At 70.2% G+C, this 24,590-nt stretch carries 17 protein-coding genes and 1 pseudogene; 14 read left to right on the forward strand and 4 right to left on the reverse strand.

All coding sequences use genetic code 11. The features are described from left to right. Positions 1–5 precede the first annotated feature (5 nt). Both ACWEF6_RS00515 and ACWEF6_RS00520 read left to right on the forward strand, forming a co-directional pair. Positions 6–2,003, forward strand: a complete 1,998-nt coding sequence (locus tag ACWEF6_RS00515) for a S1 family peptidase (RefSeq protein ID WP_449680899.1) — start codon at positions 6–8, stop codon at positions 2,001–2,003. Further along, positions 2,000–5,002: a hypothetical protein gene (locus tag ACWEF6_RS00520; protein WP_449680900.1), complete on the forward strand. Its 3,003-nt coding sequence runs from the start codon at positions 2,000–2,002 to the stop codon at positions 5,000–5,002. The genes ACWEF6_RS00515 and ACWEF6_RS00520 overlap by 4 nt, the downstream gene beginning before the upstream one ends. An 83-nt stretch (positions 5,003–5,085) precedes the next feature. Here the strand turns inward: ACWEF6_RS00520 and ACWEF6_RS00525 are convergent, their stop codons facing one another. Further along, positions 5,086–5,253 carry a hypothetical protein gene (locus tag ACWEF6_RS00525; RefSeq protein WP_449680901.1) on the reverse strand — a complete coding sequence of 56 codons (168 nt, stop codon included), beginning with the start codon at positions 5,251–5,253 and terminating at the stop codon, positions 5,086–5,088. Positions 5,254–5,563: 310 nt separating this feature from the next. Here ACWEF6_RS00525 and ACWEF6_RS00530 point away from each other — a divergent pair, with 310 nt between their 5' ends. The 3 genes from ACWEF6_RS00530 (at position 5,564) to ACWEF6_RS00540 (ending at position 9,029) form a co-directional block, all read left to right on the forward strand. Next, entirely contained in the window at positions 5,564–6,220 is a 657-nt protein-coding gene (locus tag ACWEF6_RS00530; protein ID WP_449680902.1) for an RES family NAD+ phosphorylase, read from the forward strand. Positions 6,221–6,236: 16 nt separating this feature from the next. After that, on the forward strand, positions 6,237–6,617 hold the full coding sequence (locus tag ACWEF6_RS00535; protein WP_449680903.1) for a hypothetical protein: 381 nt from the start codon (positions 6,237–6,239) through the stop codon (positions 6,615–6,617). 81 nt (positions 6,618–6,698) lie between these two features. Next, a complete protein-coding gene (locus ACWEF6_RS00540; RefSeq protein ID WP_449680904.1) occupies positions 6,699–9,029 on the forward strand; it encodes a hypothetical protein in 2,331 nt (776 codons plus the stop codon). Positions 9,030–9,736: 707 nt separating this feature from the next. On the opposite strand, the gene ACWEF6_RS00545 is transcribed toward ACWEF6_RS00540, so the two are convergent. Beyond that, complete coding sequence (locus tag ACWEF6_RS00545; RefSeq protein ID WP_449680905.1) at positions 9,737–10,309, reverse strand: VOC family protein; 573 nt, start codon at positions 10,307–10,309, stop codon at positions 9,737–9,739. A 135-nt stretch (positions 10,310–10,444) separates the two neighbouring features. Between ACWEF6_RS00545 and ACWEF6_RS00550 the strand changes: the two genes are divergently transcribed. After that, entirely contained in the window at positions 10,445–13,153 is a 2,709-nt protein-coding gene (locus ACWEF6_RS00550) for a helix-turn-helix transcriptional regulator (RefSeq protein ID WP_449680906.1), read from the forward strand. On the opposite strand, the gene ACWEF6_RS00555 is transcribed toward ACWEF6_RS00550, so the two are convergent. After that, positions 13,119–13,415, reverse strand: a complete 297-nt coding sequence (locus ACWEF6_RS00555) for a hypothetical protein (RefSeq protein ID WP_449680907.1) — start codon at positions 13,413–13,415, stop codon at positions 13,119–13,121. The two genes, ACWEF6_RS00550 and ACWEF6_RS00555, sit on opposite strands and share 35 nt — an antisense overlap. Before the next feature lie 271 nt (positions 13,416–13,686). Here ACWEF6_RS00555 and ACWEF6_RS00560 point away from each other — a divergent pair, with 271 nt between their 5' ends. From ACWEF6_RS00560 to ACWEF6_RS00590, 7 genes are all read left to right on the forward strand, one after another. After that, positions 13,687–14,133, forward strand: coding sequence for a CBS domain-containing protein (locus ACWEF6_RS00560; RefSeq protein WP_449680908.1), 447 nt, complete (start codon positions 13,687–13,689; stop codon positions 14,131–14,133). Between the two features lie 16 nt (positions 14,134–14,149). After that, positions 14,150–15,442, forward strand: coding sequence for an SLC13 family permease (locus ACWEF6_RS00565; protein ID WP_449680909.1), 1,293 nt, complete (start codon positions 14,150–14,152; stop codon positions 15,440–15,442). Positions 15,443–15,578: 136 nt separating this feature from the next. Then, positions 15,579–16,025, forward strand: coding sequence for a nitroreductase family deazaflavin-dependent oxidoreductase (locus ACWEF6_RS00570; RefSeq protein WP_449680910.1), 447 nt, complete (start codon positions 15,579–15,581; stop codon positions 16,023–16,025). A 183-nt stretch (positions 16,026–16,208) separates the two neighbouring features. Next, positions 16,209–17,195 carry a zinc-binding dehydrogenase gene (locus ACWEF6_RS00575; protein ID WP_449680911.1) on the forward strand — a complete coding sequence of 329 codons (987 nt, stop codon included), beginning with the start codon at positions 16,209–16,211 and terminating at the stop codon, positions 17,193–17,195. Between the two features lie 96 nt (positions 17,196–17,291). Beyond that, positions 17,292–18,284 (forward strand): sigma-70 family RNA polymerase sigma factor, encoded by a 993-nt coding sequence (locus ACWEF6_RS00580; protein ID WP_449680912.1) that lies wholly within the window; start codon positions 17,292–17,294, stop codon positions 18,282–18,284. Between the two features lie 149 nt (positions 18,285–18,433). Then, positions 18,434–22,315 carry a glycoside hydrolase family 2 TIM barrel-domain containing protein gene (locus ACWEF6_RS00585; RefSeq protein ID WP_449680913.1) on the forward strand — a complete coding sequence of 1,294 codons (3,882 nt, stop codon included), beginning with the start codon at positions 18,434–18,436 and terminating at the stop codon, positions 22,313–22,315. 340 nt (positions 22,316–22,655) lie between these two features. After that, positions 22,656–22,850, forward strand: a complete 195-nt coding sequence (locus ACWEF6_RS00590; protein ID WP_449680914.1) for a hypothetical protein — start codon at positions 22,656–22,658, stop codon at positions 22,848–22,850. A gap of 54 nt (positions 22,851–22,904) precedes the next feature. Here ACWEF6_RS00590 and ACWEF6_RS00595 read toward each other — a convergent pair whose 3' ends face one another. Continuing rightward, the gene (locus ACWEF6_RS00595; RefSeq protein ID WP_449680915.1) at positions 22,905–24,275 is read right to left on the reverse strand and encodes an NAD-dependent succinate-semialdehyde dehydrogenase; all 1,371 of its coding nucleotides are present in this window, start codon (positions 24,273–24,275) and stop codon (positions 22,905–22,907) included. Between the two features lie 218 nt (positions 24,276–24,493). On the opposite strand from ACWEF6_RS00595, the pseudogene ACWEF6_RS00600 reads away from it, so the two are divergent. After that, positions 24,494–24,580 (forward strand): annotated as a pseudogene (locus tag ACWEF6_RS00600) (cobalt transporter); the annotation flags it as partial. Between the last annotated feature and the right edge of the window lie 10 nt (positions 24,581–24,590).

Consider the following 24,590-nt stretch of genomic DNA (forward strand, 5'->3'; position numbering starts at 1 on the left):
GCGATATGGCAGAGGTCCGAGCCGACTATGTCGACGCGCTGGAGCGCAGTGTCTTGCAGGTGCTGGCTGGCACCTACCGCGGCACCGCGTTCGTCATCGGGCCTCGCCTGGCACTCACGTGTCTCCACGTCGTCGAAAAGGTGCTCCGGCGCACGCGGCCTGACGGGGGATGGCCTGACGACGACCCGGGCGACCTCGAAGTAGTCGATCATCTTGGTCGCCGGATCCCAGCCTGGATTCGCTGCAGCTGGCCGGAGAAGCCGGGAACCACCTCGGCCGGACTGCAGCCTTGGCCGGACCTCGCCGTGCTCGAACTCGGAGCTGCGGGTGATGACCTGCCTGCCGTCCTTATGGATGCCGCTGTGCCTGCGCAATCCTCGACGCTGGTCCTCGCGGGCTATCCGGCTGGCGATGTGGTCAGCTATCAAGTTCGGCGTGTGAAGGCGGGTTACTCGTCCAACCGAGATCAGGAAGAGCATCGTTACCTCGCTTTGACGAGCGAGGCTGTCGATCACGGGTTTTCCGGCGGTCCATTGCTGAACGGCTGCGGCCTTGTCGTCGGCTACGCTCGCCTCAAGCGTGGACGGGGAAGCGACGCTCCTGGTGGTTTTGCCATCCTGATCTCTGACGTGCTCGGTGTCGCCGGGGAAGTCCGCGGCGCGTTCGATGCACCCGGACCCAATGCGCAGGGCTGGGTACGGCTGCTCGGGATTCACCTCAAAGAGCATGGCCGGGATCCGCAGGGAAAGCGATACGAGCCGTTCGGGCCGCCGGCCGGTTCGATCGACATAGAGCTACTCGGGGGTGATGCCTCCGTACCCCCTCAGACCGGCTGGATGCTCAGAATGGTCGCCGAACCACTTCAAGGGTACCCGCGGGCGGTGGCGGACCTCGGCGAGGAGGTTCTCGATGCTGTGGACCAGTGGTCGCGGCGTCACTACTTGAGCAGTCCGCCACATGTGGAGCTCGTGGGAAGAGTGCTCCACCGGTTGCTGTTGCCCAAGGAGGTTTACGAGCTACTGCAGGAAAAAATCAGCAAGGGGGCGAATCTGCCCATTCTCCGGCTTCGCGTGCAATCGAGAAATCCGCTCGCGCGAATCCCCTGGGAATTCGCTGCCGAAAAGACCGCTGGCGGCGAAAGGCTGCGTGTCGCAGCCGACCCGCGGTTGACCTTCGCCCGCTACGTCGACGTGCCGCCGTCCGACCCGCCGCCCGTGCCTGACGAGTTCCGCGTCCTCGTGGTGGTGAACGTACTCGGTGGACGCTCCGAGTCCGTCGCGGACGCGATCAAGCAGGGCCTCACCGAGGTCGGGCTGGAGGTCACGGACCAGCGCATCAAGATCGTGCACGACAAGAAACTGTCCGACCTCGTCGATGTCCTTGCGGAAGGCCCGTGGCACCTCATCCACTACGTGGGCACCCAGCACGGCGTGGATGCCCTGACGTTCCGCGGCTACTTCGGCCAGCAGCCAAGTGGCGTGCAGCTCCAGGTTCTCAGCAAAGTACTCGAACAGTCCGGGTGCCGGGTGCTGGTCCTCCAATTGCAAGACCGACCGACGCCGGCGATCCCTGCCGATGCTGACTGGCTGTGCCTGCTGGGGAACTCGATCCAGGCGCTGGTGCTGGCCGAGCACGCGACGAGCATGGAACACGTGGTCAGTCTGTCCGTCTGGCTCTGCAATGCGCTATCACGCGGAGAGACGGTGGAGCGGGCTGTGCAGCTCTACCGGGCGCAGATCGCCGATCAGCCCCCTCGACAGTTGGATGAGGAAGAGCGTGTCGACGGACCACTGCTCGACGTGGCTGCGTTCGGCAGCGTGAGTGTGACGACAACCCAAGACGGAGAGGTGCGCCTGGCGAAGCCGGCACCCAGGTGGACTTCGGGGCACGCCACTGTCAACTCCGCGACTCGACAGGGCGGCCTCTCCGGATCCCAGGCGCATGCGGAGTCTTCGAGTGAGGACACGATGGCTGCTTCTCCGAGCCGGTTTGGTGTGACATGAGCACTTCCTTCACGAAGGACCTCGCCGGTGAGCTGCGCCGGCGCCTGCGCAACGTCGCGTCGGTGGTGGACGACGTCGCCGCGCTTCTGGACGATGGACCAGAACCCGCCTATTCGGCATTAGAAGACCTGGCTCGGCGGGTATTGGACGTGGATCGGCTGAGGCGGAACCTGGAGCAGGCGGCCTCGACTCTGGCCGCGTTGGAGGCACATGCCGCGTGGGAAGCCCGCTATGGGGAGAGCAGCTGGGACACGCGACGGCTTGACTTGGAGGGAACGCTCGCTCGTGACCGCGATGCCGGAACCGACCTCTGGCTGCGCACGGCCGTTGATGCTCTTTCTCAGGGTGCCTGGTCCGAGGTGATGCGCCTGGGCAGGCACTCGTTTTCTCTCGCCACCGGCGCAGCGTGGTACCAAGACAGGTGGTTGTCCGCGGTGCTCGCCCTCAGTAACACCGCGCAGCTCAATTCCTTTGCGCCTACACAGTTACTGGACATCGTAGAATGGTGTCTCGAGAGTCGGACGTTGGCGCCCGAGCAGCGGGCCGCGCTGGGCATTCTCGGGGCTCGGGTGCTGGCTCGCGTCAGAGACCAGTCCGCCGTCGACGTCCTTCGCCGGGCCGAGCTGGCGATTCAGGAAGCGGCGCCCAGCAGGACGGTCGAGTTGCGGTACCGACTGCTGGCGGCCTCGTCCTACTTGGACCGTGTCCTCGGAATTCGTGATTTGATTCCGGCCCCGCCGTCCGGCTGGGAGCTCGCGCTGAGTGGCGCTGCGGAGAACCTGGACTGCGCTGCCGAGCTGGCGGCGCGCGGAGACGGGCACGGCGCGGCGGACAACACCGACGGCCCGATGACCGTTCTCCCCGTTCTTCCTGCTCTCGCGCGTGGAGTCGCGAGCTTGGCTGGGCTGCGTGATCGGCTGCGAGCGCTTGTCGACGAACTCCCGTCCGAGTTGACACTGGAGTTCGCGGCACGGCTCCTGGACGAGGACCGCACCGACGACGCTCGTGCGCTGCTCGCCGACGTTTCCGCCTCCAACGCGTCCGTGGCATTGCGGCGTGCGGAACTGGTTTACGAGACCACGTGCCGGCTCGACCTTCCCCAGGGTGGCGACGAGGCAGCGGCCGATGCCGCCACGGAGGCGGGGCGTTGGGCGTTGGCGGCTGACCTGGGCGAACAGGCAGTCCGCTGGTTCCGCGAGGCCCTGGGTCTGCGGCCGCACGAAGCCGACCGGCAACGGGAGCTCGCCGACGCCCTGGTGTACGCCACGTGGACGCTTCCGCCAAAGGAAGCGGAGCCCCAGCTCGAGGAAGCTCTTGTTCTTTGTGCCGACGCTGAGAAGGATTCGCTGCTGACGTCGGAGAACCAGTGGGCGCTCCTGGTGCAGGCCAACGCAGAGTATCGCTTATCGGAGAAGGTGAGTGCCCGGCGTCCGTTCCACCTCTGGGCAGCGGTCGGTCACGCAGCCCGGTATGTGATGCTCAATCCTGCCTCGCCAACCGGCTGGATGAACCTCGGGGATCGGCTCAGCACGGCGTCGGGGGGTTATGCCGCTGCCGCGGTCATTGCCCGGGCACATGCTTTGGCACCGGGAAACTACCAGGCATCCCTCGCTCAGGCGGTGGCCGCGATCAACATCGGCGACGGCGACCGCGCGACCTTGATCCTGGACGAAGCCGACATCCCTGCGGACGTGACGGTCAATGACAACGCATGGCGCCTGGCTCTCTTCGGCATGGCGGCACGCGCATCGGGCCGGTACGTACAAGCCGCAGAGCACATCGAGAAGGCGATCCAGCTCGATCCGCAGCTGGAGTTCCGGCTCTGGCTAGCCGAGTGTTTCACGCTGATGGGCGATGGCTTGCGGGCGGATACGGTGTGGCGGGCAGTATGGCGGGAGGCTCCGCTGGTGCCGGACAACGCCACTCCAGTGCATCTCGGAGCCGCAGCTTGGTCCGCCCTCTACCACGGGCAAACGAAATCGGCGTCGGACCTTGCCAAAGCGCTGAATTCTGCGGAAGCGGCGACCGTCGAAGAACGCGCGAGTGCCTTCGTGACCGCTCTTGTGAGGCTGGCGCACGGCGAGTACGGCGAAGAACCGATCCGCGACGCCTTCCACTGGATCAACGTACCGCGTCGCTTGGCGGATCAGGCCATTCTGTGCCGTCAGGTCCTCCAACATGCAGTTGCCTCTCGTCGCGAGCAAGGAGACGACGTCACGCAGGTCGATCTCCCGCGGGCCCTCGCCGTGATCGACCGGTGCGCGGCCGAGCGCCAAAGGCAGATCGCCCATCTGGGCACAGCTGAGGATACCGTGGACGAGGAACTGTCCTGGTTGGAACGAATCTTGGCCACGACACCAGCGTCGGCCGAGGCCGGCGTCGCCATCGACAGAGTCCGCAAAGCTCTCCGAGCCCGCCAACCAGTGGAGTTTGAAACACCTGGTGAGGCGGAAGCCTCCGAAGTGACCGAGGGAGAAGGAACTTCCGAGGAAGCGGCTGATGCGGCCCACGAAGCGGTCGTGCGCATCGCGACTCCGCCTTCCTGGTTCGCCAAGCTGGAAGGACGCGAGATGGAGCACCCGATGTTCGTCCGTGCGTCACCGGATGCCCGCGCCGCCGTGGAACGACGGGACGGCGCCGACCCCGATGTCCAGATCCGCGTGCGAGTCGAGGAGGCGCTCGAGCCGGATTCGGTGTTGATCGAGGTCGTGAGCGGCCAATCTGTGCTAGTCCACCTGCGGCGCGACCTGGCTTACGTGCCCCTCGACTGGCGCTATTCGCTGGACGACGCGCGTCGCGGATTTGCCCGTCACGATCACGAGCTTCCGCTGCTCACAGTGCCGCCCTCGAGCGACGCTCTGCAGCGTCTGTGCAGTTGGTCGGCGGAGGAAACCGCCTTTCGCCTGGCACTTCTCCTTAATGTCGGACTGGGGCTCGACGTCGGCGAGAAAGCTGCCGCGGCTGCACCAACGCCGGCACTTCGCATGCTCAGTGAATAGCGATCGCGAAGTGACGTACTCGCTCGTCGGCAGAAGCGGACGTTGCCGCGGTGACATCTGTCCGGCACCGCCCGCGGGGCGAATCACTCGGTCGGCCGAGCCCGCCACGTCTGCATCGCTCCGAGCGTGATGCGAGCCAGCAGGACCGCGGCGCCGATGTCGGCGGTCAGCCGGGCGCCGAGACCGTCGAGCCGGACGGTGAGCCAGCCGCCGGCAACTGTGCCGAGCACCACCCACAGCACCGCGGTCACCGGGCCTGCCCTGCCATACAACAAGACATTACAGACTTCTTAGCGTCTCGGACGATCTGTCAAGACATCATGTCCGGACAGCTGTCCGAGAGCGGTTGTCTCGTGCCGCTATCACCTGCGCTGACATCACACTCACTACTACGTGAACGGCAGCCAGGTGGGCGAGATCTTGGGCCCGGCCGCTGACCGGCCGAGCGTTGCTGATGAACAGCTCATCGTGGCACCACGTGGACGAGGCGCCGCAGGCGACCGTGGACCGTCTGGTTCTAGAATTCCGTCGTCGGTGTCGGCAAGCAGGGGAGGTAGGGCCATGGGCCGTCTTCCCCAGCCCCCTGCCTCGGCGGTGATCAAGTCGTCCTTGCGGGCGGATCAGGACATTGTGACGGTTTCGCGGAAGACGCGCCTGGTCCGGATCTTCACGGCGCGAGGTGCGCACGTACAGCGGTGGAACACCTTCCGCTATGTCGGGCCCTTGCCGCACGGCGAGTTCGATCCACACCCGATCACCCCGGACAGTCAAGTGGGCACTTTTCCGGAGCACGGCGTCCTGTACTTCAGCCTCAGCTTGCAAACGTCGATCGCCGAGACATTCCAGGTCACATCGATCGTGGACAGACGCGGTCGTTCCCCGCACGTGGCCGTTTTCCGGCCGCGGCGAGCCGTGCGCCTGCTCGACCTTACCGGGCTGTGGCCCACGAGGGTGGGAGCTTCCCAAGACATCTGGGTCGGCGCGAACAAGCCGCTGTCGCAGGCTTGGGCCCGCACGATCCGTGAAGCCCTGCCCGACATCGATGGTCTGTGGTTTCGATCGTCCATGGACGCGGGTGAGCCTGCTCTGTGCCTGTGGGATCCGCCGGGGGCGTCGTGTATCCCGAGCGCGCCTGATCTCCTGCTGCCGCTCGCCCACCCGAGCCTCGACGAACCGCTGGCCAGGATCTGCGAACAGCTCAACTACATCCTGATCTAGTAGTGGAAGGACGAGGATGGCGCGCACCCGCAAGACCCGGACGATCGTCGCGGCCGCGTCGTCTGTCGTGCTCGGCACTGCAACCGCGATCGTGGTCAACGTGCTCACCGACGGGTGGGGCTGGGTGTGGTGGGCGGTGCTCGGCGTGTTGGTCGTGGTCACCACCGCCGTTTATGTCCTGAGCGACTCGGGGGCTTCTCCGCGGGTTTTGGCCTCCGGAGCGGGAGCGGTCGCGGGCGGAGGAGACCTGACCGGCAAGGTCACGACGAAGGTCCGCGGTAAGCCGACCGCCGGCTCGGCCGGCGGCGACGGTGTCGGCGCCACCGGCCCGGGGTCGGTCGCGGCTGGCGGCGACGTCGCCGACGTGGAGACCGACGTCCGAAGTGAAACCGAATAGGCAGCCGTGTTTCCCCGCTCCCCGCAGACGACGGCGTCCGGCCCGGGCGCCGCCGCGTTCGGCGGGAGCAACTACGGGTCGGTGATCACCCATGTCACCGCGCTCGACGGGACGTCGCTGCGGCTGGCCACCCAGGATTTCACCACGCTGTCGATCGAGGACTTCACCGGCCGCGCCTGGCTGTTCGACGAACTCGCCGCATTCCGGAGTGCGTGCGAGGCCGGCTACCTCGTCGTCGAGGCGGCCGCTGGGCTGGGCAAGACGAGTTTCGCCACGGAACTCGCGAAACACCCGCACCACGTCGGGCACTTCACGAAGCTGGAAGGTGGGGCCTCTCGGCGGGCTGCACTGCTGAACTTGAGTGCCCAGCTCATCACCGAGCTCGACCTCTTCCCGGAGATCGAGCGTGCGTTCATGCTTCCGGACCTCGATCGCACGCGGGTGCCCGAATGGGCGGCGGAGCCCGAGTACTTCGCCAAGCTGCTTCGGCTCGCGGCGGGCAAGGCGACAGCGGACGGGCACGACCTCACGCTCGTCGTCGACGGGCTGGATGAGGAAGAACCTCCGAGCATGCCAGTGCCGCTGGGGTTGCCGGCCCGGCCGCCACCGGGCGTCTACATCGTTGCCTTGCTGCGGTCCGGGACGCCCATCACGTTGGTGGATGCCGAATCGAGGGTGGTGCGTATCGCTGCCGACGATCCGCGCAACCTCGCCGACATGAACGCGTACTTGAGACACGTCGCCGGCATGCCGTACATCGGTGAACTGCTGAGACGGCACGAGGCGACGTCCGACGAGTTCGCCGCCATGTTGATCGAGCGCTGCGAAGGTGTGTGGATCCACCTGCGCTACCTGCTGGCCGACATCCGGACGGGCGACGTCGACCTCGACCGCCTCGATCAGCTCCCGGACAAGTTGTCGTATTACTTCGCGCACAGCCTCGTCCGGCACCGGTCCGTCCCGACATGGGCCGACGCTGACTTACCGGTCCTGGGAATGGTGGGTGCGGCCGCCGAGCCGATCTCCGCACACATGATCACTGACGTGACGAAGGTGCCGGCACCGCACGTACGACGGTTGTGCGATCTGCGGTACCGCGCGTTTCTCCGCGTCGACCGCACGGGCGGTGGCCGCCGGTTCTCACCGGCGCATCGCAGTTTCGGCGAGTTCCTCTCCGAGCCGGCCACCGGGGGCCTGCCCGACGCGGTGCTGGACCTGCGCGACGAGCTGGCCGAACGCGTCGCCGCCACCCATGGCGAGCTTGCCGATCACTACCTCACGGCGTTCCGCGAACGCCCCGGCGACTTCGCCCGCCTCCACGGAGGTTACGGCCTTCGCCGCTGCCCGGCCCACCTGCGCGCAGCCGGCCGCCGGGCCGAGCTGCGCGCCCTGCTGATGCCGGCGTCGGGATGGTCCGCCGCCCAGCGAGAGCACGGCGACATGAACGCCTACACGGAAGATCTCGTCGCCGAGCTGGACCACGCCGCCGGACTGGTCGATGCGACACCCACGTTGCGGCCGGACGCCGAGCCACTCCTGTTCGAAATCTTCGGCACCCTCTTCCTCGCCGGCCGTACCGCCGTCGCCGGCGACGTACCGGTTGACCTCGTGAGCCCGCTGCTCCAATCGGCGGTCTGGACGCTTGACGAGGCGTCCGCGCACCTCGACTCGGTGAGCAACCCACAACTCCTGTCGGTCGGACTGTTCAACTTGCTGCCGCACCTGCCCCGGCCGGCACACGACCGCTGCCTGGCCCGCATCCGCGACACAGCCGCCGCGATCTCGAGTCCTGAAGACCGTGTCGGCGTCCTCACCCAGCTCCTGACCGACGACGAGGACCCCAGCACCGTGCTTGCCGAGGTGGACTCGATCCGAAACGCCACGGCCGGGGTACAGGCAGTGCTGGCGATCGCCGCTCGTGTCTCCTCGCGCCGCGACGCGTTGCTCGAGTACGCGCTCGACAAGCTCGCCGACGTACCCGACCCTGCTGCGCGCTCCGCTGCCTTCGTGCAGGCAGCCGCGGTGGCGCCGGCTGACCTCGTCGGACAACTGATCGCCGATGCGCTGAGCACGGCCGACGAGGCCGATCTGGCGCGGCGGGACGATGACACCATCCTCCCCGGGTTTCACCTCGACGCCGGTCTCGTCCGCACCGACGTCGCGGCCGGTTTGCTGCGATTCGCGCCGGAAGCAGTACGACGCGGACTGTGGGAGGAGGTGCGGACTGCTGATGTGCCGGACGGTGTTCCGGGGTTCACGCGCCTGGCGACGCTCGCCGAGCACGCCGTGGATCCTGTCGAGCGGAACCTCCTGCTCAAGGCGGCCATCAACCGTGCTCGCGCGGTACCCGACATCCGCGTCGTGGCGGCGTCGATGCAAGAGGTTTCGAGAATCCTGGAGAAGAGAGCGTGACAGCTGACGGCGCCGTCTCCGCTGCCGACGGCGGTGACCACGCCCGACGCCTCGTGCGCCGGAGCGGCCTGTCCAGCTCATCGGCACCAAGGTGAAGCCAGCCGACCGCGACGACCTCGGCTCGGAGTGACCTGGGTCTTCGGCATCCCGGTCGCCGATCGCGCACCACCCGCGTGCCGACGGCGGTACAGGCCCGCGGGCATGATCCACTACGGTGTGCCGAACCTGGGGAAGCGACCGCACGGAGTCTTCAGGCACGCCGCCACCGGCGGCTCCCGAGCCCTCATGACCCGGACGACGAGTTCGTCTACCTCACCGGTCCCTGCCGGACGGACGCGCCGCTGCCGGCCTGCTTCGGCGTTCACCGTCGACCTGGTGCACCCGCGGATCAAGATCGCGGCCTACCGAGCCGCGCGGCGCCCTGATTCCGGGCGCTTGGTTTCAGCGCGGCTCGTCCGCCGCGTCCTCGTCCGCCGGAATGATCACGTCCGGCCCGGTGTCGCCGGGACCGAACCCTTCGGCGGTGTCCGGCGCCCCCGGGCCGGGATCGGCGGCGGCGATGTCCTGCTTGCCCGTGTCCGGGCCTGGTCGAACGGTGAAGTCGTCATGGTCACTCGGTACCCGGTCGGCCGGATTTCACGCGCATGCGGACGGGATACCCGTCCCGTGGGAGCACGCGCCGCCGCGGTGTGTTCACCCCGATCGGGTCAGGCGTCCTGGTGGTCGGTCATGTACTGGGCGTACCAGACCGGCCATTCCTCGTCGTACCGGCCGGTTTCCTTCTCGTGCTCGCCGTGTGCGGCCGCGGCCTCGCGCAGGGCCTTTTCCAGCTGCTGCGCCGAGCCGTAGGTCGCGCCGGAGACGCGGCCGGGGAAGCGGGTGGTGATCTCCTGCAGCAGCCAGGTGTTGCCGTCCGGGTCGCTGAACGACGCGAACGACGCGTAGGTGCCGTGGGCGGGGTGTGCGCCGGGGGCGAAGGCGCCGGTGTCGTCGCGGTGGAAGACCTCGCTGACGTCGACGCCGAGCTCCGCGAGCTCTTTGCGGGCGGTCTCGATGTCGTCGACGACGAGGTAGGTGCCGCGCACCGAGCCGGGGGCGGCGTCGGTGATGCCGGTGCCGAAGTGGACCGACGCCGGCGATCCCGGCGGGGTCAGCTGCACGACGCGCGAGGTACCGAACTCGATGTCGGCGTCTTCGCGCCAGCCGAGTGCCTTGTAGAAGTGCTTGGTGCGGTCGACGTCGGTGACGGGCAGGACCACGACTTCGAGCTTCATGTCCATGATCGGACTCCTTTTCCGGGTGGCGGCGGGTTCACCGCTCGCCACCACAGTCGTCTCCCGGGGGTGCGTTCGCCCCCGGGAGACACCCTGGTGTTCCCCGGGCCGGTGCCCCGGGGGTGGCGCTAGGGTTCCGGGGTGTCTGGTCGGGAGCCGGAGCTGCTGGGCCGCGGTGAGGAGCTCGCCGCGCTGGACGGCGTGCTCGCCGCCGCGCGGGCGGGACACAGCGGGGTCCTGGTGCTGCGCGGCGAGGCGGGCATCGGCAAGACCGCGCTGCTGGACCACGTCGCGGCGCGGGCGACCGGCTGCCGGGTCGCGCGGACGGCCGGTGTCGAGTCCGAGCGGGAGCTGCCCTACGCCGGGCTCCAGCAGCTCTGCGCGCCCTTCCTCGACCGGCTCGAGCACCTGCCGGCGCCGCAGCGGGCCGCGCTCGGCACGGCGTTCGGCTTGACCGCGGGCGCCCCGCCGGACCGGTTCCTGGTCGGCCTGGCGGTGCTGACCCTGCTCGGCGCCGTTGCCGAAGAGCGGCCCCTGCTGTGCCTGGTCGACGACGCGCAGTGGCTCGACCAGGTGTCCGCGCAGACCCTCGCGTTCGTCGCGCGGCGGCTCTTGGCCGAGCCGATCGCCCTGGTCGCCGCCGTCCGCGAGCCCGAGGGGGACCCCGGCCTGGCCGGGCTGCCGGAGCTGACCGTCCGCGGCCTCGGCGAAGCGGCGGCCGGCACGCTGCTGGACTCGGTTTTCCAAGGCCCGCTGGACGCTCGCGTGCGCGACCGGATCGTCGCGGAAACGCACGGCAACCCCCTGGCCCTGGTCGAGCTGCCCCGGTTCTGGACCGCCGCCGAGCAGACCGACGGGCTCCTCCGGCCCGACGGCGACGCGCTCGCCGGCCGCCTCGAGCGCTGCTTCCTGCAGCAGCTCGCCCCGCTGCCGTCCGACACCCGGAAGCTGTTGCTGGTCGCGGCGGCGGAGCCGCTGGGGGACGCGACCCTGCTCTGGCGTGCGGCCGGCGAGCTCGGATTGGGTGCCGACCCCGCCGCGGCCGCCGAAGCGACCGGGCTGATCGAGTTCGGGCCGCGGATCCGCTTCCGGCACCCGCTGGTGCGCTCGGCGGTCTACCGGTCCGCCGAGCCCCGCGAACGGCGGGAGGTGCACCGGGCCCTGGCCGAGGTGACCGACGTCCGCGTCGACCCGGACCGGCGTGCCTGGCACCGCGCGCAGGCCACCGTCACCGCCGACGAAGACGTCGCGGCCGAACTGGTGCACTCCGCCGGCCGCGCCCAGGCCCGAGGCGGCCTCGTCGCCGCCGCGGCGTTGCTGGAACAGGCGGCCACGCTCACGCCTGATCCGGCGCGGCGGGCCCGGCGCGAGCTCGCCGCGGCCCGGGCCAAACGCGGTGCCGGCGCCCTGGACGCGGCGCTGGGCCTGCTGAACGCGGCCGCCGCCGGACCACCGGATCCGGAGCGCGACGCCGAAGTCGAACGGCTGCGCGGCGAGATCGCGTTCGACCAGCGGCGCGGCGGTGCCGCGGCGGAGCTGCTCCTGCGCGCGGCCGGGCGCCTCGACGGTGACCAGGCGCGCGAGACCTACCTGGAGGCACTCGGTGCCGCGGTCTGGGCGGGATCCGGGGTCGAAGCCGCGAAGCAGGCGCGTACGGCGCCCGCCGCCCAGCGCCCGCCGACCGCCGTCGACCTCGTGCTCGACGCGCTTGCCACCCGCCTCACCGACGGCTACGCGGCCGCGGCCCCGCTGATGACCACGGCGGTCGACGCCGTCCGGGCCTTGGACACCGGCGGCGGGAACACCGGACGCGTGCTGTGGCTGCTGGGCAACCGGGCCGGTGGCACCCTGGCGACCGAAATGCTGGACTACGCGGCCGGGCGCGCTCTCGCCGAGCGCCAGGTCCGGCTGGCGCGCGAGACCGGCGCGCTCGTGCAACTGCAGTTCGCCCTCAACTTCCTGGCCAACCACGACCTGGTGGCCGGCGACCTGAGCGCGGCGCAGGCGCTCGTCGACGAGGACCGCCTGCTCGCCGAGGTCACCGGGGGCCGTCCGGTCGGGTACAGCGCGATCCTGCTCGCCGCTCTGCGCGGGCGGGACACCGCGGAGATCGCGGTGGCGGCGGAGGAGGCGGCCGAGCGGGGCCAGGGCCGGGTCGTGCGGTTCGCCGGCTACGCGAACGCCGTGCTCGGCAACGGCCTCGGCCGCCACGACCGCGCCCGCGACGCGGCGCGGCGGGTGTTCGAGGACGACACCGTCGGCCACCAGGCCCTGGCGACGGCCGAGTTGGCGGAAGCCGCGTCCCGGACCGGGGACGACGGCCTCGTCGCCGCCGCGCTGGACCGGATGTCCGAACGAGCCCGCGCCACGCCGACGACCTGGGTCCGGGCGCTCGAAGCCCGGCTGCGGGCGTTGGCCGGGGAAACCCCGGACGAGTGCTACGCCGCGTCGATCGCGCTGCTCACCGGGACGCCGCTGCGCGTCGAACTGGCCCGCGGCCACCTGCTGTACGGCGAATGGCTCCGGCGCGAGGGACGGCGTGCCGACGCCCGGGAGCACCTGCGCACGGCCCACACCATGACGTCCGCGATGGGCCTCGACGCCTTCGCGGACCGCGCGCGCCGCGAGCTGCTGGCCACCGGTGAGACCGCGCGCAAACGCACGACGGGGACCACCGAGGAGCTGACCGCCCAGGAGCTCCAGATCGCGCGCCTGGTCCGCGAAGGCCTCTCCAACCCCGAAATCGGCACGAGGCTCTTCCTCAGCCCGCGCACCGTGGAATGGCACCTGCGCAACGTCTTCGGCAAGCTCGGCATCAGCTCACGGCGCCAGCTGCGCGACGCTCGGTGAGCTGCCGGGGGTCGGCCCGGCAGCTCACCGGCATCGTCGTGATCGGCGGTGGGTTCGTCGGCATCGAGGTGGCCGCCACCGCCGCGGCACCGGCGCCGGCGATCGCCGAAGCCGCCGATCGCCGGGCCGGTCGACCGTCCTGCGCTCCCGCGGCGAGCGGCTGGTCGCCGCGGAATGCGTGGTCCGGGCCGGACTGGTCGCGTTGCCTTGCCTGCCACTCGCCGCGCGCCGCCGGTTTGCGCCGGCTGGTTCTTTGCGGCATCTTTGCGCGTGGTGTGCCGGGAAGTCTGGTCGGCCCTGCGCCCGGAGTGGGCGGAGGACCCGGCTCGAGGACGGATTTTCCATGGCACTCGTACTCGCGTTCGGCGTCGTCCTGCTGATCAGGGCCTCCCTTTCCGGTGTCGCCGCGCGGACGGTACCGCTGTTCCTGCTCGCCGGTGCCCTGATCGCCCCTGCCGACCGGCCGTCAAGAAACCGACAGGAGGACCGGACAGTGCGCCGCGAACCGGGCGACGGGGTCGTACGCTGGGCTGATGCACGCTGTGGAGATGGCCGAGGAGTTCCCGGTCGTCGACCTGGACTCCGACGGGTTGACGGCGGTCCGGCTGCTGGCGGAACACCGCTTGCCGGGCATCGTGGTCACCGACGCCGCCGGCTGTCCGCAGTCGATCCTGCCCGCGTCCCAGGTGGTCCGGTTCCTCGTGCCGAGCTACGTCCAGGACGATCCGTCGCTGGCCGGCGTGCTGGACGAATCGATGGCCGACCGGGTCGCGGACAAGCTGAGTGGCAAGCCGGTGCGGGCGCTGCTGCCGGAGAAGCCGTCGGAGCTGCCGCGGGTGCAGGCCGACGACACGATCGTGGAGGTCGCGGCGATCATGGCCCGCCTCCGCTGCCCGCTGGTCGCGGTGATGGAGGACAAGCAGCTGCTCGGCGTGATCTCCGCGTCCCGGCTGCTGGAGCTGGCGCTGGCGCGCGGCTGATCGTGGCGGCGGTGCGATGAGCACCGTCCTGGCCGTCGCGGTGTTCGTCGTCGCCTACGTCTTCATCGCCACCGAGAAGCTGCCGAAGACCGCCGTCGCCCTGGCCGGCGCCGGGGTCGTGCTGGCGTTCGGCGTGACCGATTCAGCCGACGCGTTCTACTCCCACGACACCGGCATCGACTGGGACGTCGTCTTCCTCCTGTTCGGGATGATGGTCATCGTCAGCGTGCTGCGCCGCACCGGGGTGTTCGAGTACGTCGCCATCTGGGCGGCCAAGCGCGCCAAGGGCTCCCCGTTGCGGATCATGGTCCTGCTGGTGCTGATCACGGCGGTCGCGTCGGCGTTCCTGGACAACGTCACGACCGTGCTGCTGATCGCCCCGGTCACGCTGCTGGTCTGCGACCGGCTCGACCTCAAGCCCACGCCGTTCCTCATCGCCGAGGTGCTGGCTTCGAACATCGGCGGCGCGGCGACCCTGATCGGTGACCCGCCGAACATCATCATCGGCAGCCGGGCCGGCCTGTCGTTCAACGACTTCCTGGTCAACATGACCCCGATCGTGGCGATCGAGCTGCTGGCGTTCGCGCTGGCGCTGCGCTGGGTGTTCCGCGGCTCGTTCGCCGTCGACCCGGCCCGGGTGGCCGGGATCATGCGGCTCAACGAGCGCGAAGCGATCCGGGACGGCGGCCTGCTGCTCAAGTGCGGCCTCGTGCTGCTCGGCGTGTTCGCGGCGTTCGTCGGGCACTCGCTGATCCACGTCGAGCCGTCGGTCGTGGCCCTGCTCGGCGCCGGTGTGCTGGTGGTCATCTCCCGCGTCGAGCCGGAGGACTACCTGGCCGGTGTCGAGTGGGAGACCCTGCTGTTCTTCGCCGGGCTGTTCGTCATGATCGGCGCGCTGGTGAAAACCGGAGTGATCGCCGACCTGGCGGAGCTGGCCGCGGACGCGACGGGCGGCAACGCGCTGTTCGCCGTGATGCTGATCCTCGTGGTCTCGACGCTCCTGTCCGGCGTGATCGACAACATCCCGTACGTGGCCACGATGAGCCCGCTGGTGCTGGCCCTGACCCAGGACATCCCCGACCCGACGCACTCCGAAGCACTGTGGTGGTCACTGGCCCTCGGCGCCGACTTCGGCGGCAACATGACCGCCATCGGCGCCAGCGCCAACGTGGTGATGCTCGGCATCGCCGCGCGGTCGGGCAGCCCGATCTCCTTCTGGGAGTTCACCCGCAAGGGCGCCCAGGTCACCCTGCTCACCGTGCTCATCGCCGCGCCCTACCTCTGGCTGCGCTACTTCGTGCTCGGCTGAGCCGGATCGCAAGGCAGTAGTCTGGAAGGGAGTGCCGGAGGCCGCTGCGAGCGTCGGGCATCCGGGCGAGGGGAGAGCTGACGGCTGTGGTCACCGACCTTCGCCGCGTCTCGGCCGGGGCCGCGCGGTGAACCCGGTGCTGCGGCTTGTCTTCCGCGCTCCGGTCCGGCTCTACGACCACGGGCTGGGCCGGTTGCTCGGCCGTCGGTTCCTGTGCCTGACCCACCTCGGCCGGAAGTCGGGCCGGAGGTACCGGACCGTGCTCGAAGTCGTCGGCAGCGCGGGCGAGGAGTACATCGTGGTCGCCGGGCTCGGCGCGGGAGCGGACTGGTTCCGCAACATCCAGGCACGGCCGCCGGTCGAGGTGATCGTCGGTAGCCGCCGGTTCCCGGCCGCGCACCGCGTCCTCGGCGAAGACGAGGCCGTCGCGGTCATCGCCGGGTACGAACACCGCAACCGCGTGGCCGCGCCGTTGGTGCGGTTCGCGCTGGGGAAGCTGCTGGGGTGGCGTTACGACGGCTCGGAACTCGCCCGGCGGAAGCTGGCCCGGCAGCTTCCTTTGGTCGGGCTCCGGCCGCGGTAGGTCCCTCCCGGCGGTCGGGCCGTTCGCGGGCGTACCGCAGTGCGGCCGAGAGCGGGAGGAAGGCCGCGATCCTGGCCGGCGCGGACCAGGCCGCCGATTCCTTCGCCCGCTCGATGCGGTCTCCATGTCCGGCCGACGGTCCGCCGCCGTGGCGGAACCGGCCGGGAAAGAGAGCCGATCGACGTGAACGTTCCCGCCACCATGCGCGCCTGGCACCAGACCTCGCTGAACGGCCCGCACGACATGCGCCTGATCACCGACGCACCGGTGCCCGGCCCCGGCCGCGGTGAAGTCCTGATCCGGGTCATCGCCGCCGGGGTCAACTTCGCCGACCTTTCGAAGGCCTGCGGCACGTTCGGGGACGGCCCCCGGCCGCCGTACCCGGCCGGGTTCGAAGCGGCCGGCGAGGTCGTCGCGGTCGGCGACGGGGTGGCGGGCCCGCCGCCGGGGACGCGCGTGATCGGCGTCGGCGACGGGGCCTTCGCCGAGTACCTGGTCCTGCCCGCGGCGGCCGCGATGCCGGTGCCGGCGGGCTGGAGCGCCGAGCAGGCGCTGGGGCTGGCGGTGAACTGGCCCACCGCGCTCGCCGCGCTCAAACCGCTGGGCCGGGTGGCGGCCGGCGAGACCGTGCTGGTCCACGCCGCGGCGGGCGCGACCGGCCAGGCCGCGGTCACCCTGGCCAAGCACTACGGCGCGACCGTCATCGGCACCGCCTCGCCGGGCAAGCACGAGACCGTGCGGGCCCTGGGGGCCGACCACGTCCTGGACTCCCGCGACGACGACCTCGCCGCCGAAGTGCGGCGCCTGACCGGCGGTGCCGACCTGGTGCTCGAATCGGCCGGCGGCGCCACCTTCGCGGCGAGCCTGGCCGCGGCCAAGCCGGTCACCGGCCGTGTCGTCGTCTACGGACTGGCGGGCGGCGAAGCCCCGCTCACCAACCGGGAACTGGTGTACCGGTACCCGGTGCAGGTCATCGGCCTCAACATCGGCACCCTGATCGAGGCCGCGCCCCGGATCTTCGGCGAGGTCATGGGCGAGTTGTCCGCGCTCGTCGCCACCGGGGTCGTCAAGCCCGCGCACCCGGTCACCTACGACGTGGCCGACGCACCCAAGGCCCTCGCGGCACTGGCCGCTCGGGGGACCATCGGCAAGCTGGCCCTGCTGCCATGACCGACGCCGGGAAGCCTGCTGACCTGTGCTTCGATTCCTTTTCCGCGCTCCGCCGGTCGTATGCGGGGGAGTGTCGGCCGGAACGAGGAGCAACGCATGGCAAGCAGGCGACCCGCGGCCGTGCCCGGGCGGGAGCAGGAGCGGTTCGATGCCGAAACCGCGGGCTACCGCCGGGAACTGCTGGCGCACTGCTACCGCATGGCCGGCTCGGCGCACGACGCCGAGGACCTGGTCCAGGAGACCTACCTCCGGGCGTGGCGGTCCTACGCCGGCTTCGAGGGCCGCGCGTCGATCCGGTCCTGGCTCTACGCCATCGCCACCAACGTCTGCCTGACCGCGCTGGAGCCGCGGCGGAACCGGGTGCTCCCGTCCGGCCTGACCGGTCCCCACGACGGGCCCGGACGCCCGCCCGTCCCGGCGGCGCCGGGCGAGGTGGCCTGGCTGGAGCCGATGCCGGACCACCGGGTCGTGGATCCGGCGGCGGCCGTGGTGACGCGCGAGTCCGTGCGGCTCGCGCTGATCGTCAGCCTGCAGCACCTGCCGGCGCGCCAGCGGGCGATCCTGATCCTGCGGGACGTGCTGGCCTTCACCGCGCCGGAAACGGCCCGGATCCTCGGCACCACGACGGCGGCGGTGAAGAGCGGTCTCCAGCGAGCCCGGGCCCGCCTGGACGACCTCGAACCACCGGCCGAGGACCTGCTCGAACCGGCCGACCGACGGGCACGTGCGTTGCTCGACGGCTACCTCGCCGCCTTCGAGCGCTCCGACGTCGGCCTGCTCGAGCAGGTGCTGCGCACGGACGCCACCCTGGAGGCCACCCCGTTCCGCGACTGGTACGCGGGCCGGGCGAAGTGCCTGCACCTGCTCGGCACGTACGTCCTGGGAAAGCCGGGGGACTGGCGGATGAGCCCCACGACCGCCAACGGCCAGCCCGCCGCCGCCGTCCACCACCGGGACGCCGGCGGCGCGCTCCGGGCCCACGGCATCGTGGTGCTGACCCCGACGGTCACCGGGATCTCCCACGTGGTCGAGTTCCACGACCCCGCGCTGGTCGCCCTGTTCGGTTTTCCGGACCTGCTCACGGACTGATCCGCCGGCCCGCGGTCACTCCGCCATTCCGGTGAACAACCATTGTCGAACAGAACTCAACAATCTGTCCGTTTGACTATGCGAAAGAACGTTGACTTCGCGGGGTGGGAAGGTAACGTTCTGCGCGTCGAAGAACGGGGTGGTTCACGATGTCGCACGAGTACCGTCGCGCGCTCAGCCGGCGCACTTTCCTGAGCGGTGGGGCCGCGTTGCTGAGCACGCTGGCGTTACCGGCGACGCTTTCGTCGCTGGCTTGCCCGGCCGTGGCCGCCACGCGGAGACCGGCCGCGCCGCCCAACGGGTTCCCCGAGTGGAACAACAACATCGGCATCTTCGACATCGGCAGCGAACCGCCGCACGCCACGCTCATGCCGTACGCCGACCTGGGGCAGGCGCTGGCCGGCGACCGCACCCGCTCGCCGTTCCGCCAGAGCCTGGACGGCGACTGGAAGTTCCGGCACGCCGACCGGCCGGACGCGCGGGACCCGGAGTTCTTCCGCGAGAACGTCGACGACAGCTCCTGGGCGACCATCCCGGTCCCGTCGAACTGGCAGCTGCACGGCTACGACTTCCCGATCTACGTCAACATCACCTATCCCTGGTGGGGCGCCAACGGGCAGAACGAGAACGCCCAGCCGCCGTTCGCGCCGACGAAGTTCAACCCGGTCGGCCAGTACCGGCGGACCTTCCAGGTCCCGGCCGGGTGGTCGGGCCGGCGGACGTTCCTGCACTTCGCCGGCGTGAAGTCGGCGTTCTACGTGTGGGTCAACGGCACGCTGCTCGGCTACCGCGAGGACTCCCGCACACCCGGCGAGTTCGACATCACCGACCACCTGAAGCCGGGGACCAACCAGCTCGCCGTGGAGGTCTACCGCTTCCCGGACGGCGACTGGCTGGAAGACCAGGACATGATCCGGCTGTCCGGCATCTTCCGTTCCGTGTACCTGTTCTCCACGCCGACGGTGCACCTGCGCGACTTCCGGCTCGACCCGGAGCTGCGTGACGGCTACACGAACGCCGACCTCGCCGTCACGGCGAGCGTGCGCAACTACGGGGGCGCGGACAACCGCACCTACACCGTGGAAACCCAGCTGTACGACGAAAACCGGCGACCGGTGTGGGGACAGCCGCTGCGGCAGCAGGTCGGGCTCGGCTCGGCGCCGGCCGGGCAGGACGTGACCGTGCGGGCGGCCCAGGGTGTCCGCGCACCGAAGCTCTGGTCGGCGGAGCAGCCGAACCTCTACACCGCGGTGCTCGTCCTGCGTGATCCGGGCGGGAAGCCGATCGAGACGCTCTCGGCCCGCGTGGGTTTCCGCGAGTTCGCGCTCACCGGCGGGCTGATGCGGATCAACGGTCAGCCGGTCAGCCTGCGCGGCACCAACCGGCACGAGGAGCACCCGGCCCGGGGCGGCGCGCTCACCCGCGCCGATCTCGTCGAGGACATCCGGCTGATCAAGCGGCTGAACATCAACGCCGTCCGCACGTCCCACTACCCCAACGACCCGGCCTGGTACGAACTGGCCGACGAGTACGGCCTGTACCTCGTCGACGAGGCGAACCTGGAGACGCACGGCGTCCGCGACCAGTACCCCGCTTCGAAGCCGGAGTGGACCGGCGCGGTGCTGGCCCGGGCCCAGGCGATGGTGCACCGCGACAAGAACCACCCGAGCGTGGTGATCTGGTCGCTCGGCAACGAAGCCGGTTCGGGCAGCAACTTCGCCGCGATGTACGACTGGATCCACTCCTACGACACGACCCGGGTGATCCAGTACGAAGGGGACGACCGGCCGGGCACCAGCGACATCCGCTCGCAGATGTACCCGACTCCGGTCGCGCTCGAGCAGCGGGCGCTCGACACGGCCGACACCCGGCCGTACGTCATGATCGAGTACGCGCACTCGATGGGGAACTCGACCGGGAACTTCAAGGAGTTCTGGGACGTCATCCGCGCGCACCCGGTACTGCAAGGCGGGTTCATCTGGGACTTCGTGGACCAGGGGCTGTACTGGCCGACGCCGAAGCGCAAGCTGCTCACCGAGTCCGGCCCCGGCGCGCTGACCGCGGAATTGGCGCCCGCCGCGACGTTCGACGCCGGGCAGGGCCTGGCGGGAGCCGCGGTCTTCCCGCCCGCGCGGAGCCTGGACCTGACCGGTTCGCTGACGCTCGAAGCGTGGGTCACGGCCGGTGCGGTGGGCGGTCACCAGCCGATCGTCGCCAAGGGCGATCACCAGTATTCGCTCAAGCAGAGCGAGAACAACCTCGAGTTCTTCGTGTACGCCGGCTCCTGGATTTCGGCCACCGCACCGCTTCCCGCGGACTGGGTCGGCCAGGAGCACCACGTCGCCGGCGTCCTCGACCACGACGCGAAGACGCTGACGCTCTACGTGGACGGCAAAGCCGTGGCCCGGACCGGCACCGATCGCGTCCCGGACAGCACCGCCGCCCAGCTCGCGCTCGGCACCGACTACGAGAACCCCGAGCGGGTGTTCAGCGGCCGGATCCGGGGCGCGCGGGTCTACGCGCGGGCGCTGACCGCGGCCGAACTCGCCGCCGACCGGTCCCCGCAGGACCCGGCCGTCCGGTTCTGGTTCGACGCGGCCACCGCGGGCTACGCGGAGAAGCAGCCGGCCGAGCGGACTTACCTCTCCTACGGTGGCGACTGGGGTGACAACCCCAACGACGGCAACTTCTGCGCCAACGGCATCGTCACCGCCGACCGCCGGATCAGCGGGAAAGCCGTCGAGGTCAAGCACGTCTACCAGGCGATCAACGTCTCCGCGGGCGCCGACCTGCCCACCGGGCGGGTGACGATCACCAACGAGAACCTCTTCACCAACGTCACCGCCTACGACGGGGCCTGGGAACTGGTGAACGACGGCAAGGTCGTCCAGCGCGGCCGGCTCACGCCCGCCCAGCTCGACGTCCCGCCGCGGTCGAGCCGGCCGATCACCTTGCCGCTGCGCCGGCCCGGCCGGCCGGCCGGCGAGTACTTCCTCCGGTTTTCCTTCACCACCAAGGCACCCACGATCTGGGCCGAACGCGGGTTCGAAGTGGCGAAGCAGCAGCTGCCGGTCGATTTCGGCAGCCCCGCCGTCCCGCTGGTGCCGCTCGCGCAGGTGCCCGCGGCCACCGTGCGCGAGAACGACCGGAGCGTCGAGATCACCGGTGCCGGGTTCAGCGTGTCGATCGCCAAGGACACCGGGCTCATCACGGCCTACGAAGCCCACGGCGTCCGGCTCGTCACCTCCGGGCCGGTGCCGAACTTCTGGCGCGCGCCGACCGACAACGACGTCGGCAACGGCCACCCGAGCCGCGTCGCCACCTGGCGCTACGCGGGCACCGACCGGCACGTCACGGACGTCTCGGTCCGGCCGGGCCGGGCGGTGGTCGTCACGGTCACCGGCACCCTGCCGACCTCGGTGGCTTCGACCTACACCACGACGTACACGGTGTTCGGCCACGGCGAGATCCTCGTGGCGCACGACGTGCACCCCGGCTCACCGAACCTGCCCTACCTTCCCGAAGTCGGCTCGATCCTGTTCGTGCCCGGCGAGTTCGACACGCTGGACTACTACGGCCGCGGGCCCGAGGAGAACCACTGGGACCGCAAGACGGGGTCCGACGTGGGCGTGTACTCCTCGACGGTGGCGAAGCAGTGGACCGGCTACATCCGTCCCCAGGAGAACGGCAACAAGACCGACGTCCGCTGGATCGCGCTGACCAACCGGCGGGGTGTCGGGCTGCTGGCGAGCGGTGAGCCGGTGCTGGAGGTCAACGCGTCCCACTTCACCCCGGAGGACCTCTCGAGCGGCGCACTCCACGACTACCAGCTCACGCCGCGCCCGGAAGTGGTGCTGCGGCTGAACCACCACCAGATGGGCGTCGGCGGCGACGACAGCTGGGGCGCGCAGACGCACGACGAGTACAAGCTGTTCGCCAACCGGGATTACCACTACACCTACCGGCTGCGCCCGCTCCCGCGCCGGGACCAGGCCATGGAGCTGTCCCGGCGGCCGACGGCATCGGAGTGAGCGGCCGCGGGTGAGACCGGAGGTGCTCCCGACACGGAACGATCACGCCCGTCTACTGGGGTGACACCCGTGGGCGTGCGAATACGTCCGTGTGGGTGGCCGAAGTTACCCGGAGGTGTGGTTGTCGGGTGAGGTGCGCGCGAAGGCTCGCCAAGGTGCTCGATCGAAGGAATGATGTGACGACACTACGTCACCACTAGTGACGCCGGGCATCCGGAGCGGTGGTCTTTCGACAAGATGGAGGGTCGTCGGGATGAGTGCACATCCGCCCTTGCTCGGAATGCCGACCCATCGGCCCAGGCATGCCCGCCCGCAGCTGCGGTGGCGGTCCGCGATCATCTTGCTGGCCACGGCGGCTGTCATCGGGGTCGCGGATTCGTCGGTGGTGTCGATCGTGCTCAGCGTGGCTGTTGTGGTCGGTGTGGTGATCGGTGTGCTGTGCCGGCGGTGGGTGCGCGCGGCGGCGAAGCTGGAGGAGATCCTCGAAAGCGAGCTTGCCGTGCGCGAGCCGCCGGGTCCCGGGGGCCGGCTCTAGCCCGCCGCCGAAGTGCGAATCGGGGCGGGGCGAGAACCCGGCCTCGGGCGGCCCTCAGGCGATCCACACGGTCTTGGCGTTGACGAAGGAGCGCGGGCCGAACCCGGCCAGTTCGCGGCCGTACCCGGAGTTCTTGACGCCGCCGAACGGGACCTCCGGCGTCGACTCGGTGAACTTGTTGAGGTACATCATCCCGGTTTCGACTTCGTTCACGAACCGCCGCTGCTCGGTCTCGTCGCGGGTCCAGGCGCTGCCGCCGAGGCCGAAGGTCGAGTCGTTGGCGATGCGGATGGCGTCGTCGACGTCGCGGGCGGTCCACAGCAGCGCGACCGGGCCGAAGAACTCCTCGCGGTGCCCGGGGGAGCCGTCGGGGATGCCGGCGAGCACGGTGGGCTCGAAGAAGTTGCCGGGCCGGTCGATCGGGTGGCCGCCGGTCAGCAGGCGCGCGCCCGCCGCGACGGTGTCCGACACCTGCTTGGCCAGCGTCTCGACGGCATCCGGGGAGGACAGCGGGCCGAGGTCGGTGTCCTCGGCCATCGGATCGCCGATACGCAGTCCCTCCATTGCGGACACCAGACGGCGGGTGAACTCCTCGGCGACCTGTTCGTGCACGATGAAGCGCTTGGCGTTGATGCACGACTGGGCGTTGTTGAGCATCCGCGAGGTGACCGCGCCGTCGACGGCGGCGTCGAGATCGGCCGAGGGCATGACGATGAAGGCGTCGCTGCCGCCGAGTTCGAGCACGCTGGGCTTGACGTTCTGCCCGGCGCGGGCGCCGACCTGCCGGCCCGCGGGCTCGCTGCCGGTCAGGGTCACGGCCCGGACGCGGTCGTCGTCGATGATCGCTTCGATCTTGCCGGACCCGACCAGCAGCGTCTGGAAGACGCCTTCGGCGAAGCCGGCGCGGCGCAGGACGTCCTCGATGGCCAGCGCCACCTGGGGGACGTTGGACGCGTGCTTGAGCAGGCCGACGTTGCCGGCCATCAGCGCGGGGCAGGCGAAGCGGAACACTTGCCAGTACGGGAAGTTCCACGGCATGACCGCGAGCACCGGCCCGAGAGGTTCGTAGCGGGTGAAGACGTTGGCGTCGGCGTCCCCGACGTCGTGGGGCTCGTCGGCGAGCAGGGCTTCGGTGTGCTCGGCGAACCAGCGGCAGCCCTTCGCACACTTGGCGACTTCGGCCTTGGCGGAGGCGAGCGTCTTGCCCATCTCGAGGGTGGCCAGCCGGGCCAGCTCGTCGGTTTCGGCTTCGAGGATGTCCGCGGCCCGCCGCAGCCGCTCGGCACGCTCGGCGAAGGAGGTGCGGCGGTGCTCACGGAAGGCGGCCGCGGCGCGCGCAATCTTCTGCTCGACCTGCTCGTCGGTGAGTTCGTCGAAGGTGCGCAGGGTTTCCCCGGTGGCCGGGTTGACGGACGCGATGGCCACGGGTGGCCTCCTCGGATCGGGGTGCGGTTCGCGGTCCGGGTTCCCGGAGGCGCCGAGGGGAAACCTGAGGTGTTCGGGTGGTCTCGCCGTCCAGACGCGTCGGGCTTCCAGTGGGGCCGTCGCAGCGACCGCGTTGCGCGCGCCGAAAGTCGCCGTCGGCGCGGAGTGCGTCCGGCCCGGTTCGGTCGTCGATACCGGGCATGGCCGCCGTGCGGCGGTTACTGCTCAACGCCTGGTTCGGCTGGTCGTGGGCCGACCCGTCGGTCGCACTGGTCATCGCCGCGGTGGCGGTCAAGGAGCGCCGGCGGACTGCGT

The organism is Amycolatopsis sp. NPDC004772 (assembly GCF_053601215.1).